Here is a 15,842-nt window from a genome sequence, read left to right on the forward strand (position 1 = left end):
GTGCAGCTTATAACGACACTTAAAAATCATTCTCAAGTGGATTTGTTTTAAGTCTACAGCAAAGTTTAATAATGAATTTATATTTGTAGATGTCTAGGGCATGTTTATACTAATCTGCTTATATAGGCAGATTAGTATAAACATGCCAAATATGCGGCTGCTCTTTGGAGGCGTCCTTGGGGCGACTTACTCTTTGTTGCCTATATGGTGGTAAGGGATATGATCAGGACGCAGGAGCAGTTACCGAGTCTCGTGATTAAATAATCCCTAGATAGAGTAAACTTTAATCCGCAAAGGTTAACAGGTCCAAGCGTGGAGAGTGAAATGTGTCCGTGTAAAGTAAACTCTAAGAATAAACAGAGCTTACACAAGCAATAATAAGCCCTGCTTTTTAGCTATAACTACATGGTGCGTTTGTTTTTAAGCTTTAATCTGCCAATTAACAGCAGCGGCCCTATAAACATTGCCAGGCCATAAATACCGCCAGTAACTGCGTATTCTGGTTTATTTAAAAAACTAATCGCAATTAAAATAGCCAGTGATGCATTTTGAATCCCAACCTCAATAGAAAGAGTTAGTGAATCGGTTAAATTTAATTTTGAACACTTAGCAATTAACCAACCTACAATCATCGAGCCTATATTCAGTGCAATACATGCCCAAAATACATCGTTAAATGAGCTAACTAATAAAGCGCGCTCTTTTATTACCAATGCGGCAATCATCATGAGCATAAAAAACAATGAGAAGCGTCTAAAAAACGGTTCTGTTTTAATAGCAAAATCATTTTTAAAATGGCGTAACCAAATACCTACAGCAACAGGCACTAAGGTAATAAAAAACAACCCAAGTGATGTCGTCAAAATAGAAAAACTAGCGTTATCTGCTGGCGCAAACTGGCTCATAGCAAAGCCGATAATAAACGGTGTGGTTATTATACTAATAGCGGTGGAAGCGGCTGTTAAGCTTACCGAAAGTGCTAAGTTAGCTTTAGCGAGCTGGCTTACTACATTTGACATGGTGCCGCCGGGACAAGCGGCTAATATCATTAAACCAATGGCTATAGGTGTTGATAAGTTAAGTAAATAGCATAGGCCTAATGCCAATAAAGGCATTGCTACAAGTTGGCCAATTAAACCCATAACGATGGCGAGTGGGCTTTTAAATAACCGGGTAAAGTCGTTTGTAGTGAGCCCAAGTCCCATGCCAAACATAATAAGTGCAAGGGCGAGCGGAAGTATTACTTCAGTTAATATAGATGCATTCAAATTAGGTAACCTCGTTTGTTATTGTTTTTAATTAGAGTGTTAATTTTTAAGTTAACTGTATACCAATTCGCTTAATTAAGTGATCTATTTTGAGGATGGAAAAACGTGTTGATAGCTAGGCAAAAAATTCGTTATTTAGTTGTTCTCGGCAATTGCTCCTGCATTGCTCTACCTTCTGCATCCATGCAGTCGTAAATGAGAATTTTTTAACACAGGTAGCGACACGTTTAGCCCCGCAAAATGATTAAGTATTATTGCGGATTGGTATAACGCCCCTTTACAATAAATCCTAATGCTAGAAGTGTTACTTATTTAAAATAGTCGCAATGCGTTTATCAAGCTCTGGTAATACATCTTGTTCAAACCATGGATTTTTTTTAAGCCATATATTATTGCGCGGACTGGGATGAGGAAGCACTAAATAGTTTGGCCAATACTCACGCCACGATTTTACTAACTCCGTGAGTGGCATTTTTTTAGTGTCCGGTAAGTGATATGCCTGTGCGTATTTACCAAGCACTATTGTCAGCTCAATATTTGGTAGGGCAGCCAATAATTGCTCGCGCCATGTAGGTGCGCATTCTTTTCGAGGTGGTAAATCACCCGACTTCCCCCTACCAGGATAACAAAAGCCCATAGGTAAAATGGCTATATTATTGGCATCGTAAAATTCATCACGTGTTAGCCCAAGCCATTCTCGTAGGCGATTACCGCTTGCATCGTTAAATGGCACGCCTGTTTCGTGAACTTTTATTCCAGGTGCTTGGCCTGCAATTAAAATACGTGCGTTTGGGTTAAATTGTATAACAGGGCGAGCCCCTAAAGGTAAATCAGGTTCACAGATCACGCATTTACTAACTTGCTCTATTAATTGGTGACTATTCATGTCTACTTGGCCTTAAGTGCTTAATTTTTATCCTAAATGGCCATTTAGAACAAATGAGTTGGTAAAATATCGGTTTATTTTAATTAAAACGGGCGTTAGTTGGTAAAATCGTGATCTTTAACTACTTCCGGGCTACAGGCCTTATAAAATCTATTGTTTGTCTGCCCATACAGCAAACTCATTGCCGCTTGGCTCTGCAAAGTGAAACCGACAACCACCCGGAAATTCAAAAATGGGCTTTAATATTGTGCCGCCATGCAGCTCTATTTTTTTATAGGTATCGTGGATATCATTACTATAAAAAACTAAGAGTGCAGCCCCGTTTTGAGTTAACGATTTAAGCGGTGCGTTAAAAAATCCACCATCGAGCCCTTGGCCGCTAAACGCCGTATATTCGGGGCCGTAGTCTGTAAATTGCCAATTAAATACATTGCTAAAAAAGGTTTTAGTAGCAGGTAAATCATAAGCAGGGAACTCGACATAATTTAGTTTTTCGTGATCGCTCATCGTTATTAAAGCTCTTATTAAAGTGTAATAAACAACCTTAAACCTTAGTTAGTTGCTAATCAAATATACTGATGTTATTTGAGATCACTATTTTACTAAGTAGCCTGAATTTTGGATAATAAATCTATCTCAAGCAGTTACTTTCAACGTTAACTGCGGTGAGTTTAAATATCATTATGGTTCAATATGTTAAAAAATTACTTTATCAGAGAGCAGGTGAGTAATAAATTTTTTGGTTGGATAAACTTAAATATCACGAATGATAATAACTATCTTTTGTATTTGTAGGCTATATAATAACGCTTTATTTTTTCACCCGCTGTATTTATAAGAGATTAATTCATTATGCAGGCACACCCGCTGAGTGCGCAGCCCACTAAACTACGCGTTATTGAGTTGTTATCGCAATTTTTTAAACTATCACCTATTTTTAGCTATCGTTTTTCAGTGTTTTTACGCTTTTTAATTGCCATTGTTGGCGGCTATTCTTTTACGGCTGCGAGTACCGCTTTGCTGAGTTTTTTATTACCGCTGACCAAATCAGATGCGGTACTGCTGTGTGTATCATTAAGTATTCTAATTTATGCATTAGTTTTTATTTATGCGTTTTATATTAAATCGTTAAAAACAGTTTGGATCAGTATTTTACTAACGACTAGTGCGCAAATTTGTTTATTAGCTGTATTGAAGGGTTGGCTATGAAAGACAGTTTTTTCCGCTCAATGACCTGGCTACATACGTGGGTAGGGTTACTCGTTTGTTGGTTATTATATTTAATATTTTTTGCTGGCACTCTTAGCTTTTTTAGAGACGAAATAACCTTATGGAATCAACCAGCCATACATAATGTGCAAGCCCAAACACAGCGTATAGAAGCGCAAAAACAACAAATAATTACCGGATTTGATTACTTAGCTAACCATGGAGCTAACTCATCAAGCTGGCGTATTACATTACCTGAGCCGCGTATTCCTTATTTAATTTATGGTTATGCAAAGCCAAAAGAACCAGGCCAGCGCCGCAGTAAGTTTGAAAACACGCAGCTTAACCCTAATACCATGCAAGAGCTTGAGCCCTTTGTAGATACGAAAGGTGGTAACTTTTTTTATCGGTTGCACTATGATTTACATTACATGGATGCAATAACAGCACGCTGGATTGTATGCTTTGCTAGCTTTTTTATGCTGATTGCCATTATATCGGGCGTGGTTATTCATAAGCGTATTTTTAAAGACATGTTTAGCTTTAGGCGTAACAAAGGTAGCCGTACATGGTTAGATGCCCATAACGTAAGCTCTGTGCTTGCCCTGCCTTTTCATTTAATGATTACCTACACTGGCATGATTACGCTCATATTTATGTTGTTTCCCTACCCTGCAAAAGTAACTTACGATAACGGCATGCGTGGTTTTTTTAACGATGTAACCCCTCGCAACACCATGACCGATAAAGCCCAAGGCGAATTGCCAATGGTGCCAATACAACGTATTTTGGATCAGGTTTATACTAAGTGGCCTCATGCAGATATTACTCGCGTACAAGTTAACCAACCAAATATGGCAGCTTCAACAATTACCGTATTGGTAAGCGCAGGTAAAACACTACGTGACCAAGCACCACGCTTAATATTTAGTGGTGCTACAGGGCAAATGGTCGCTAAAACTGATGACGAGCTAACTAGCAGCAAAGCGCTTTACGAATCGCTTAATTCTATGCATACAGGGCGTTTAGCTACGTGGTTGTTGCGCTGGTTATACGTATTAGGCGGTATTGCAGGCTGTGTAATGATTGGCTCTGGCTGTATTATGTGGGCTAAGCGAATTCGCGAGCGAACTAAAAATAACGTTAAGCCTTCGTTTGGTTTAAAACTAGTTGAAGGGTTAAACCTAGCCACTATTATGGGACTTCCACTGGCAACGTGTGCATTTTTTATTGCTAACAGACTACTTAGCCCAACTACCGCAGAGCGCGCCGATAAAGAAATACTCGCGTTCTTTTTAACATGGCTAGCGGTTGCTCTTTTAGCACTTATAAAGCGCGACACACTGCAATGGCGAGTTATGGCAGCTATAAATGCTGTTGCATGTTTAAGCGTACCGGTTATTAATGCACTTACAACTAACGGTAATATAGTTAGCTATTTGATGCACAAACAGTGGGCTTTATTTACTTTTGATGCACTGTTTTTGTTATTTAGTATATTGTTTTTTATACAAACCGAAAAATTACGTACTGCTAAAAGCAACTCAAAAACAATCAGCCCTAGTCAATCTAATAACCTTAAAAGGCAAAAACCATGATTGATTTACTCGGTTTTAGCCTATGCCTGCTCAGTTTTAACTGTTTTGCGCTGGCTAAGTATAATCATTTTAAAGACGTATTTAAAAAACGCCCTACAGAATCCCAACGTAAAAAGCTGTTATTAGCTGCTTGGATCAGTATTTTACTAAGCTTAGTGCTTTGTTTAGTTACTCAAGATGGATATGGTGCATTACTATTTTGCGGATTTATGAGCCTAAGTGTCTTAATTATAATGGTTTTTTATAATTTTTTAGTAGACTACGTAAAGTGGTTTAGTGTTTTAAATAGCGTGTTAGTTGTACTAAGTGGGTTGTTTTTAGCATTAAACTAGCCTTAGTTAGTAAAAACGTGATCCGTTACTTTCCCATAGATTAGGGCGTGTTGATCTTTGGTGGGTGAATTTGCAGCAGACTGTTTGGTATTTAGGCAAGGCAGAGCCTATGTAGTGTGGTTATTCCCCATAAATAGGCGATAACGCAGCATAAATACCAAACATGCGCTGCCCAAAGGGTTCTTTCTAGGGACGATTAACTCTTTGTTGCTCGGTTTTTACTTAGCCCACTAGGTTACAAACCTCGCGCCGCGATTTAATCGCCCCTAGATTGAACAGATTTCAATCCACAAAGATCAACACGCCCTAGGCAAAAAAATGGCAAGCTATATAGCTTGCCAACAATAGGGGATATTCAGTGTTTCCAATACTTGCTGTCTCACGGCAAGTACACACAATATAACCATAATATATTTAAGTTACTTTACTGTTAGATGACTCTTTTATGACTACTGTAAAGGGGCTTTACATTGTTTATTGCTCAACCCAAATTATTTCATCGGTAGCAAAGCCCAACTCTTTAGCTTTAGTTAAAAAGTGTTCTTTAAGCTCTTTGCTAACCGTTGGTGTACGCGACAAAAACCACAAGTAATCTTTGTTGTAACTGGTTATAAATGCATATTGATAATCGCCTTGGTCAAGTTCAAAAATCACGTAAGCGCCATAAAATGGACCAAAAAACGAGACTTTAAAATGCCCTATGTCTGTGCCCTCTACAAACTTGGCTAAGCCTTCGGCGTCATCCCATTTTTTATCATCCGTTAAATACCCTTTGTTAAGGACCTTTACTGTGCCGTCGTCGTTAATTGAATAAGTCGCGGTAACTTGCTCCATACCTTCTTCGAATGAGTGATTAAGACGCGCTATTTCAAACCACTTGCCTTTATATTTTTGTATATCAAAGTTTTTAACGGGTGTTATTCCCTCAGGAGGGCTGGTGCAGGCACTAAGAAAAAATAACCCTGTAATAAGTAAACCGTATTTAATAGCCTTCATGTAAGCTCCTTTTTTAATTACATAAATCGTACGTATTATCTAAATATAGATGGATATAAAGTTTGCTAGCCGATTAAAAAAATTTGCTATAGGATCATATTAATTCTAAAGCAATAAAAATGACCATAGCATGAAAATTTGGGTAGATGCAGACGCATGTCCTGTTGTTATAAAAGAAATACTTTTTAGAGCTGCAGAGCGTATGAAAATCGAGACTATTTTAGTGGCCAATCACGCAATGCGTATTCCGCCGTCAAAATACATAAGCCGCGTTCAAGTATCGTCGGGGTTTGATGTAGCCGACGACGAAATAGTAAAACGTGTTGAAAAAGGTGATTTAGTTATTACAGGCGATATTCCGCTAGCAAGTGAAGTAATTGATAACGGCGGGCAAGCGCTAAACCCACGTGGTGAGCTTTATACCACCGAAAACATTCGCTCAATACTTAACGTACGCGACTTTATGGATACCATGCGCTCAAGTGGCGTAGAAATGAGTGGTGGGCCACCGCCACTTAGCCAAACCGATCGCCAAAACTTTGCAAATAACCTTGACCGTATTTTAGCGCAAAACAAGGCTAACTAGTTTGAACACCCAATTAGTTGGCTTAGGTGATACGCAATTTAGCGTGGCGGTATACGTAGCAAAAGCGCCGCCAATGCCGTTTTTTGAAACACTTGAATGCCTAGAGCCGGTTATAAATGAGCAAATAAATACCATAAACCAGCACTGTGGTAATGGTTGGCGCAAAGTGTTTAACGTGTACGCAAAAGTGCTATTTGCCCTGCCAAGTGAGCATTATTCATTTGCCAAACAAGCCCCTACTTGGCAACAATATCGCGATGAGTATTTACTGCAAAAAAACAGTAAAACCGCCCTGCTATTTAGCGCGCCTGACACGACTATTACTTGCGCAGATAAAGCTACTAGCAATAAAAACCAGTTACACATAATTGCAGGGCGTACGCACGCTAAAAACTTATTACAACAAGGTAAGTTACATGCACAATTTGATTGGCTCGACGACGAGTTTGCAATAGACACAACTAACAACATTATTGTGTGCCCATATTTTGATTACAGGCAATTAAGTAATATAAAAATTGCGAGATTAAGCGAGCTAGTCGCGCAGCTAAAAGGCACTAAATAACACATTGTAAGGAACGACCATGGCCGGAATTTTAGAGTTAAAGAATTATTAAAATCAATGCAGCCTGTGCTTAAACAAGGTGAGTACATATTTTGCTGTTTAGCTGGTAAATTGGCCGATTATGTTCATTTAGAGCCACTTGCCACTTATGTTGAAGAAGAAGGGCTAACCCTTATTTTAAAAGCTGAAACCGCCGATAAAGCAGGTATTACTTACGAGGGTAAATATAATTTAATTACCCTTAACGTACATTCAAGTTTAGAGGCCGTAGGGCTAACTGCTGCGGTATCTGCAAAGCTGACTGAGCATGGCATTAGCGCTAATGTGGTCGCTGCGTTTTATCACGACCATATTTTTGTACAAACAGATAAAGCACAAGCCGCAATGAAAGCACTTGAAGAGATTGGTTAGGTTTTTTGTTAATTACCAACATTGAGCTAATAAATATTTAAAAAGGAATTAAATGAATTTATATCAATATACCGACATAAATGCAGTAAAAAGCATTTTAAGAACCCAAGAGTTATGGGCTACTCATTATCAATATTTAAATGACACTTCAGAAATTGAGCAGGGAATAGAATTAATTCTCAATAGACTAGCTGAAAGTAAAAAGCTATCAATTGAGAAAATTCAAGATTTAAAGCAACAGGTTATGCATAGCCTTAGCAAGCTAGATATCTTCATAGTATCTTTATGTTTAGCTAAAGATGAATTATCAATGTGGAGAGAGTACGGGCCTTACGCCATTGAATTAGATAATAATGCGATAACCTTATCCTTAACTGTAAGCGGACCATTCACACAAAGTGATGTTCGCCCTTGCTTATACCCTGTGCAATTAAGAAAATCAGATAGTTTTATTGACTTTGAATTTATATCAACACTCTATGATGAGTGTTACCTAAAAGGTGATAGGGTTAGGTTTATAAGCTCTTTAGTTTATTCCGCTGCCGCCATAAAACACGCTGCATTTTATGCAGAAAAAGAAAAAAGAGCTATTTTTTCTTTAGATAAACATCATACAACAGAGATTTTTCATAGAGAATGTAATGGCAAAAAAGTCCCTTATATAAAAGTTTTATTACCTAAAAGCTCTATTAAAGCAGTATACATCGGTCCCCAATCTGAACAGGCTCAATTGGTCACTGATATGCGTGATTTTTTGAAGTCAAACAAACTTACGGGTATTAAAGTTTACAGCTCTGATATCCCATATAAACCGAAATAAGTTAGAGTAATTAGCTTACTAAATAATAAAAGAATACATAAATATTTTAATTTATATCTGGACACTGACGTAAAAACCCAAGTAGAAGAGAGTCTATATTTAACTATCCTTAATTGTTTCTGTCGGCGATAGTACTTATTTCAACAGCAAATATGGCTTCGTTTAACCTACCTACGCTCCAAATAAAAGCGGAGTACTTTATAATACTTTGTGGGTTATGATTAGAATCGGTGAGGACTTGTGCTGAGGTTTATATAAAAACACCGAGTTTGTTCACTCGGTGTTTTTATTGGTGCTAAATAGCGGGTACTTGTTTAGCTTGTGAAACTTAAACTACATATCCGCTAAAACCTAGAGCTTTAAAATACAGCTTCGGAATGCCAAATTTGCACTCATTTAGCAATTCGCTAAAGCGCATTCTATCAAGCGGGTAAAACTCATTTTCTAAGTCGTGCCCTGTTTGTGTTTTGCCTGTTTCGGTTAAACCCAATTGCGCGCACGTTGTAAGCTGAGCTTCGCGCTCAAATGAAGTTTCAGGGCGCATTAAATCTGCAATATAAAGGTTGGCGTCTTTTTTAAGGCTTCCTTTAATTGCTTTTAATAACTCTTTTTTATCGCCGTTGTCTTCTAAAAAATGCATTACTAATAAACATAAAACGGCATCGGCTTTAACCGATAACTTATCAACGGGGCCATTATGTACATCTACGCGACTTGTTATGCCTTGTTCATCAAATTGCTGCTGTGCGATAGCAAGCATATCGGCTGATGTATCTTGCGCAGTAAATTGCCATGTAGGGTTTAGTGCAGCCAGTGCAAGTACTTCTTTGCCTGTGCCTGCCCCTACTACCAAAATATGCGCATTGTCGCCCAGCGTTGCTTGTAGTTGCGCATTAGTGAGCTGATGTAATAATTCATAACCAGGCACTAAACGGGTTATGCGGCTATCGTATTGTGTTGCTTGCTCGCCTGTAAACGTTGGCATTGTATCTCCTTGTTTTCAGTAATGTTGCTTATAAAACTTCAACTGTGGAATATCCACCTGGCTTTTTGGCTACATGCACTTGAGTGGCTACACGCTCGCTCATTTGTGTTACGTGCGATATAACGCCTACTTTTCTGCCTTGTGCTTGCAAAGAATCCAAAGCGTCCATTGCAATGCTTAGGGTTTCGCTGTCTAACGTACCAAACCCTTCGTCAATAAACAAAGAATTGATTTGTACTTTGTTAGACGAAAGCGATGCTAAACCAAGTGCAAGCGCTAGCGATACTAAAAATGACTCACCGCCCGAGAGCGTATTAACAGAGCGTTGCTCGTCGGCCATGTCGCGGTCGATAATTGCAATGTCGAGCGTTTGCGCTATGGCGGTTAATTCGTAGCGTTTGTTTAGTGTTTTTAAGTGGCTGTTGGCATAGTGCAGTAATATTTTTAACGTTTGTGTTTGTGCTAAGTTACGCATGGTTTTACCCGTTGCATCGCCCAATACTTTATTAAGCAAGTGCCACTGCTCTACCTGTGTTTTAAGCGTAGTTAACTCAGCTTGTTTGCCTTCAAGCGCTTTCGCATTTTGGTTGTGTTGCTCAATAGCGGTATTAGTTGCTAGTAATGAATTTTGCAGCTGCGTTTGTTGCTCATTTAAGCTGCTTAATTGCGTACTTAAAGCCTCTGCACTTTGTGTTGGTTTATCGCTACTGTTGTGTTTTTCAAGTGTAAGTTGCTGCTGTTTTAATGCGGCATTTGCATCTGTTAACGCTTGAGTTAACTGCTCGTGTTGATTTAAATGCGCTTTAATAGTCTCGCTACTTAGCGTTAGTAAAATTTTGACCTGTTCGTGCGTTACATCGCTGTATTGCGCTTTAAAGTCAGTAAACCACTGGTTATAACGTGCCTCAAGTGTTGCTAGTTCTTGGCTGTTTTCAAGTAAGCGTTGCTCTACATTTTTAAGCGTTATAGCGTGCTCATCTCGTTGTTTTATAGCGTCGTCATAGGCTTTTTGGCTCGCTTGAACCTGTGATTGTTTTTGCTCTTGCTCACTTGTGAGTTTTGCTTGGTAGTCGTCTGCGCTTATTTGCTCATTATTAAATAAAGCTAAGCGCTCACTTTGTACCGCGTTTAATAGCGCTTTAGCTTTTACAAACTCTTCATTAAGTACTTTTAACGATTGCTCGCTTTTACTAATAAGGGGGGTAAGCTGCTTTATTTGCTCATTAGCTGTGTCTTGGCGCTTTTGGCTTTGCTCAAGTTGCGTTTGAGTTTGCTGATACTGCGTAACTTGCTCGTGCAGCTCGCTAAGTTCAAGTGTATTGGCTTGTAGTTGCTGCCAAAAATCACTGTTTTCAAATTGGCTATTGAGCGTTGTACCAAGCTCGTTAATTTGTGCACTTAGCTCGCTACGCTTACTCGTTATTTGGTTTTGCTGGTGTGTAAGCTCAAGGTGTTTATTACTCAGTTGCTGCTGTATTTTCTGCTCTGCTTTAAGTGATGCTTGTAGCTCATTTACTTTAGTTTGCAGTGTGCGTTGGCGTTTTTGCTGCTCAAAGTATTGCGCTTTTTGCTGCGTTAATTGCTTATAAGTTACTTCAAGCTGATCAGGCGTTAAGTCGTTAAGCTCTGTGCGTGCGCCTTGCATGGTATTTTTAATGTCGAGCTGTTTGGCTTTTGCTGTTTGTATTATTTGCTCAAGTTGTTCGTGTTCAGCAGTTAATACGGCATGTTGAGTTTGATGCTTATGCAGCTCGCTTTGTGCATGGTCAAATTGCTTTTTAGCTATATTAAAAGCATTTTCAAAATCAGTAATTAAGTTATTTAATTGCTGATTTTGATTTACCGCATACGGGTGCTCAGTTGCACCGCACACTAAACAAGGCTCATTAGGGCGAAGCTCAGTGCGTAAATGCTCTACGTTTTCGCTGGCTCTTAAGCGCGCTTGGTTAAGTGCGTACTCGCTGCCTTTAAGTGCTTGCTCACTGGTTATTAAATGCTGATTAAGTAAAGCATGGGCTTGCTGGCTTTCATTTAGCTGCTGATTAAGTACGTGTTGGCGTTGAGTGCTTTGTTTTAGTTCTGCGTTAAATTGCTTATAGCGCTCTCGCTGCTCTTTTAAGTAATCAATACTTTTTAGCTGCGCGTCGCAGTGCTCTGCATTAAATTCATTAAGCTGAGTATTTAATACCTGCAAAGCAGACTGCTCGCTCGTAAGTAACGCCTCGCACTGCTGCACTTTATTATTTTGTGTATTTAATCGCTCGCTCTGACCTGCAAGCTCGGTATTAAGAGTTTGGCTTTGTGCAAGGTTTGCAGTTAATTGCTGCTGTGCATTTAAGTAAGTATTAAAGCTTTGCTGATAGTAGCTCCAGTCTTTTGCTAAAACGTGCAGCTGTGCATGCTCATTAAGCCATTGCTGGCTTTTAGTTGAGTCGGTATTAGCGAGTTCTAGCTCGTTATTGCTTTGTTTAAGCTGCTGATTGAGCTCATCAAGTTGAGTTTGCTCTTTGATTATTTGCGACTCTGCGCCTTTTACAGCTTGAGTTTGCAAAGCAATGCTGCTGTCGAGCTCTCTCGCTTTTGCTATAACGGGCGCTGCATTTTGTTTTTGCTCATTGGCGTTATTAAGTAGCTCAGTATGCTTAGCAAGCGCGGTGTTACGCTCGTTAATTACCGCTAAATGATCAACACTTTTAAGCGATGTTATTTGCTGATCTAACGCCGTATTTTGATCGGTTAATTGAGTAAAACGGCTGCGGTTATCTTTTATTTCAAGCGTTTGTTTAGCTTGTTTTGCTTGCTCGCTTTGAACAACGATACTTTCAAGCGCTGAGCTTGCTTGTTGCTGAGTTTGCTGTGCCTGCAGTAAATTTTGCTCAAGCACTGTAGCTTGCTGATACCAGTTAAGTGCTTTTTCGGTTTTGGTCAGCTCTTTTTTAGTGTGTTCGGTTTGCGCTTTTAAATCGGTTAACTTGGTTTGTTGTAGCTCAAGTTCTTCGCTCGTTAATAAGGTATAGCTTTCAAGGCCTGCTTTAAGCGCTTCAAGCTTTGCCACTTGCTCTTTATGGCGCTCAAAAATACGCACGCCAATACGGCTAAATTTATCGGTGCCTGTTAAACACTCTAAAAGTTGTGCTCGCTCATCGCCAGTGGCTTTTAAAAATGCAGCAAACTCATGTTGCGCTAAAAGTACGGCACGGGAGAACTGCTCAAAGTTAAGCCCTATTTTGCTCTCAACTTCTTTTATTGTGTGGCTTTTGTCAGCTATAAGGGTTTCGTCTGGCAGGGTTACTAAGGTGTGCTCTGCTACTTTAAGTTTGCCTGTTACTTTTTTATGGGTCCGTGCAATTGTATAGCGCGCACGGTAAAGCTGTTTATCTTGCCCTAAAAAGTCGACCTCGGCGTAGCCTTCCCATGTACCTCTGCGTAGCAAGTTTCGCGCATCATTAAGCTTAATGCTGTCGCCGTTAAACTCAATTAAGTTACCTTTATCGCCGCGTAGCCTCGCTGTTTTTGTATAAAGGGCTAAACATATCGCATCTAAAAAAGTACTTTTACCAGCGCCGGTATCGCCTGTTATCGCAAATAAGCCTGCATCTTTTAATGGGGCTTGAGTAAAGTCTATTTCAGCATCAACTATTGAAGCTAAATTATGAATACGAACTGCGGTTATTTTCATAGTTGTTCTTGCTCCGTAAGCTCGTTTATCACGTCACTTAAAAGTGCTTTTAGCTCATCGGGTACGCTTTGCCCTGCCATGTCTTTATCGTTTGCAAATGCCTGTTCTAATAGGTTTAGTGGGTTGAGCATTTCAACTTCGCTTAAATCTTCAAATACGGTGTTGTCGTCATTTTGCGCTGATTGCTCACGTACACGTTCAATACCACAAAATTTAATATGCTTGCCTTCAAGTGCTTGTTCTATTTGTTCTCTGAAGGTGGTGTCGGTATCGCTTGATTTAAGCTTTACCCGTAAATAAGGCGCTGTTGTATTTTGTGCGGTGTCGAGCGCTTTAATTTGCTCGCATAGTTCGCTTAATGGCACACACTCCCCTTTTGGTAAAATAATTACATCGGCAGAGCGTGGAATGTAAAGGGGGTTTACAGTTGTACTAATATGTTGTTTTTCATCAATAATAAACTCAACAACATTTACTTGGTGCGTGTAGTTACGTTCTGAAAACGACATAGGTATAGGTGTGCCGCTGTAGCGAATAATATCGCTTTTAGCGACTTGTTGCGCTTTGTGTAAATGCCCAAGGGCAACATAGTTGGCTTGTTTACCAAATACATTGGCTGAAATAGACTCCTCACCACCTATCACTAAGTTACGCTCAGAATCACTTGAAATATCCCCGCCTTTTGCGTGTAAATGCCCCATAACTATTAATGGTGAGTTTTGCTCGTTTATATTAGTAGCTTGTTCTAGTGCAAGCTCGTAAGCTTTTGCAACGCCTTGAGCATAACTAGAGCCGCTTTCAGTTTGGCTAAGTAAACTTACATCGCTTGCACGTAAAAATGGCATAGCGACGATTACAGCGCGTTTACCATTAGTATTTATGGGAATAACAGTTTCATTGGGTGTTGCGACATCAAAGCGCCCTACTACGTGAGTATCAAACTGTGCTAGTAATGGCTGAGCTGCCAAAATACGATTTGCAGAGTCGTGGTTACCCGCAATAATTACTACGTGTAATTGTGGGCATGCCTTTTTGGCGTCTTTAATAAATTGGTAAAGCTGATTTTCGGCGCTAGCGCTTGGAGTCGCGGTATGATAAATATCGCCAGCAACTAAAAGTAAGTCTATTTGTTGTTCAACAAGAGTGGCTAATAACCATGTAAAAAAGGCTTGGTGTTCAACACGGCGGTCGTGTTCATAAAATTGTTGGCCAAGGTGCCAATCTGAGGTGTGGAGGACTTTCATGTCGCGCTCTTAAAAAACCAGTAAGAGCGCCAATATACCCAAGGTAATTAAAGATGCAAGCCTAAGGACCATTTTAAGGTTAGGTTAAACTATACCAGCCTACAAAAATAATCGGTAATGCTAGCAATGCCATAATTAGTGGGTACTTTAGTGTTTTAGTTTGCTTAGTTTGTAGCACTTTTAAAGCATTAACTTCGTTACATGCTGCTACTTTATCAATGTAAAAATAACCAGAATCGAGATACTGTTTACAGTTGTTCTCATTTGCCGGGATAGCAATTAGTTCTTGTTGTTTTTTTAGGATATAAAAATCCATGAGTCCACCGCATTTATTGCTACTAATCTATATTTATTTGAGGATAAATGTGACGAATTTATTTGCCTCAAATAAAAGGGTGGGCGATTTTAAATACAAACAGCATTAAAGATCAATAAAAATATTAACTATTTTTAATTTATCGTATAAATAGCCAATATTATTGAGATTGCAGCAATATTTACGCCAATAATAATGCGTTTCTTATTACTTTTTTGTATGGATGGGAACCTTTTTAGCGCATCTTGTTTATCGCATGCACATATCACATTTACAAATTTGTAGTTATACCAATTGCATTAAATTAGTGATCTATTATAGCGATAAGAAAATAGCTCAATAACAAGGCTGAAATTATGATACATAGTTGTTCTATATGAATGATTTTTAACGTAGTTAGTGAGTTATTTAATACGTTAGGGCCTGTTGACCTTTCAGGATTAAAATTTGTTCAATCTAGGGGGGATTTAATCGCGGCGCGAGGTTTGTAACCTAGTGGGCTAAGTAAAAACCGAGCAACAAAGAGTAAATTGCCCCTAGAAAGAACCCAAAGGGCAGCGCATGTTTGGCATTTATGCTGCGTTATCGCCTATTTATGTGGAATAACCACACTACACAGGCTCTGCCTTTCCTAAACACCAAACAGTCTGCTGCAAATTCAACCTCGAAAGATAAACAGACCCTAGAGTGATCATGTTTTAATAAAATTGGTATTATAAGCTTGGTAACTTTCAAGGATTAACTTCTGTGCAGGATTTGCTTCGAGTTGCTGCTCTTTTTTTGTAATATAAAACTTCATAGCAATCTCCACTTTTCAAGTTAGACGTTTTCACTGTAGCTATTAGCGATGAATTGGGTCTGAACCTCATAGATTCAAGTGCTTGTCCCTATTTTGTTTGCGCGGTGTTGGTGTTTTGTAAACCCCTTTACAGTTTTAATCTTGCTTA

14 protein-coding genes and 1 pseudogene are annotated in these 15,842 nt (G+C 39.1%); 7 read left to right on the forward strand and 8 right to left on the reverse strand.

Translation table 11 applies throughout. From position 1 onward, the window contains the following. Positions 1 to 401: 401 nt before the first annotated feature. The 3 genes from AOR04_RS17785 to AOR04_RS17795 form a co-directional block, all read right to left on the reverse strand. Entirely contained in the window at positions 402 to 1,268 is an 867-nt protein-coding gene (locus AOR04_RS17785; protein ID WP_096794175.1) for a bile acid:sodium symporter family protein, read from the reverse strand. 304 nt (positions 1,269 to 1,572) lie between these two features. After that, on the reverse strand, positions 1,573 to 2,154 hold the full coding sequence (locus AOR04_RS17790) for a uracil-DNA glycosylase family protein (protein WP_096794176.1): 582 nt from the start codon (positions 2,152 to 2,154) through the stop codon (positions 1,573 to 1,575). A gap of 150 nt (positions 2,155 to 2,304) precedes the next feature. Continuing rightward, entirely contained in the window at positions 2,305 to 2,661 is a 357-nt protein-coding gene (locus AOR04_RS17795; RefSeq protein WP_007376697.1) for a VOC family protein, read from the reverse strand. A gap of 345 nt (positions 2,662 to 3,006) precedes the next feature. Here AOR04_RS17795 and AOR04_RS17800 point away from each other — a divergent pair, with 345 nt between their 5' ends. From AOR04_RS17800 to AOR04_RS17810, 3 genes are read left to right on the forward strand one after another with little or no spacing between them, the layout of a single operon-like run. Then, a complete protein-coding gene (locus AOR04_RS17800; protein WP_007376696.1) occupies positions 3,007 to 3,363 on the forward strand; it encodes a hypothetical protein in 357 nt (118 codons plus the stop codon). Next, positions 3,360 to 4,961, forward strand: a complete 1,602-nt coding sequence (locus AOR04_RS17805) for a PepSY-associated TM helix domain-containing protein (protein ID WP_096794177.1) — start codon at positions 3,360 to 3,362, stop codon at positions 4,959 to 4,961. Before AOR04_RS17800 ends, AOR04_RS17805 begins: the two co-directional genes overlap by 4 nt. After that, the gene (locus tag AOR04_RS17810; RefSeq protein WP_007376694.1) at positions 4,958 to 5,293 is read left to right on the forward strand and encodes a DUF3325 domain-containing protein; all 336 of its coding nucleotides are present in this window, start codon (positions 4,958 to 4,960) and stop codon (positions 5,291 to 5,293) included. The genes AOR04_RS17805 and AOR04_RS17810 overlap by 4 nt, the downstream gene beginning before the upstream one ends. A 474-nt stretch (positions 5,294 to 5,767) precedes the next feature. On the opposite strand, the gene AOR04_RS17815 is transcribed toward AOR04_RS17810, so the two are convergent. Beyond that, positions 5,768 to 6,289: a lipocalin family protein gene (locus AOR04_RS17815; protein WP_096794178.1), complete on the reverse strand. Its 522-nt coding sequence runs from the start codon at positions 6,287 to 6,289 to the stop codon at positions 5,768 to 5,770. Positions 6,290 to 6,419: 130 nt separating this feature from the next. Between AOR04_RS17815 and AOR04_RS17820 the strand changes: the two genes are divergently transcribed. From AOR04_RS17820 to AOR04_RS17835, 4 genes and pseudogenes are all read left to right on the forward strand, one after another. Next, complete coding sequence (locus AOR04_RS17820; RefSeq protein WP_002959175.1) at positions 6,420 to 6,875, forward strand: YaiI/YqxD family protein; 456 nt, start codon at positions 6,420 to 6,422, stop codon at positions 6,873 to 6,875. 1 nt (position 6,876) lies between these two features. Further along, positions 6,877 to 7,440, forward strand: coding sequence for a DUF6942 family protein (locus AOR04_RS17825; RefSeq protein ID WP_096794179.1), 564 nt, complete (start codon positions 6,877 to 6,879; stop codon positions 7,438 to 7,440). 19 nt (positions 7,441 to 7,459) lie between these two features. Next, positions 7,460 to 7,851, forward strand: a pseudogene (locus AOR04_RS17830) (ACT domain-containing protein). Between the two features lie 52 nt (positions 7,852 to 7,903). Further along, positions 7,904 to 8,671 (forward strand): DUF2971 domain-containing protein, encoded by a 768-nt coding sequence (locus tag AOR04_RS17835; RefSeq protein WP_096794181.1) that lies wholly within the window; start codon positions 7,904 to 7,906, stop codon positions 8,669 to 8,671. 328 nt (positions 8,672 to 8,999) lie between these two features. Here AOR04_RS17835 and AOR04_RS17840 read toward each other — a convergent pair whose 3' ends face one another. The 4 genes from AOR04_RS17840 to AOR04_RS17855 all read right to left on the reverse strand — a co-directional run bounded on the left by AOR04_RS17840 (position 9,000) and on the right by AOR04_RS17855 (position 14,895). After that, positions 9,000 to 9,656: a class I SAM-dependent methyltransferase gene (locus tag AOR04_RS17840; protein WP_096794182.1), complete on the reverse strand. Its 657-nt coding sequence runs from the start codon at positions 9,654 to 9,656 to the stop codon at positions 9,000 to 9,002. Between the two features lie 28 nt (positions 9,657 to 9,684). After that, complete coding sequence (locus AOR04_RS17845; protein ID WP_096794183.1) at positions 9,685 to 13,335, reverse strand: SbcC/MukB-like Walker B domain-containing protein; 3,651 nt, start codon at positions 13,333 to 13,335, stop codon at positions 9,685 to 9,687. Beyond that, positions 13,332 to 14,579 (reverse strand): exonuclease SbcCD subunit D C-terminal domain-containing protein, encoded by a 1,248-nt coding sequence (locus AOR04_RS17850; RefSeq protein ID WP_096794184.1) that lies wholly within the window; start codon positions 14,577 to 14,579, stop codon positions 13,332 to 13,334. The genes AOR04_RS17845 and AOR04_RS17850 overlap by 4 nt, the downstream gene beginning before the upstream one ends. A gap of 79 nt (positions 14,580 to 14,658) precedes the next feature. Continuing rightward, positions 14,659 to 14,895: a hypothetical protein gene (locus AOR04_RS17855; protein WP_007376681.1), complete on the reverse strand. Its 237-nt coding sequence runs from the start codon at positions 14,893 to 14,895 to the stop codon at positions 14,659 to 14,661. Positions 14,896 to 15,842 lie beyond the last annotated feature (947 nt).

It is taken from the genome of Pseudoalteromonas sp. 1_2015MBL_MicDiv (genome assembly GCF_002407505.1).
Lineage (GTDB): Bacteria > Pseudomonadota > Gammaproteobacteria > Enterobacterales > Alteromonadaceae > Pseudoalteromonas > Pseudoalteromonas fuliginea.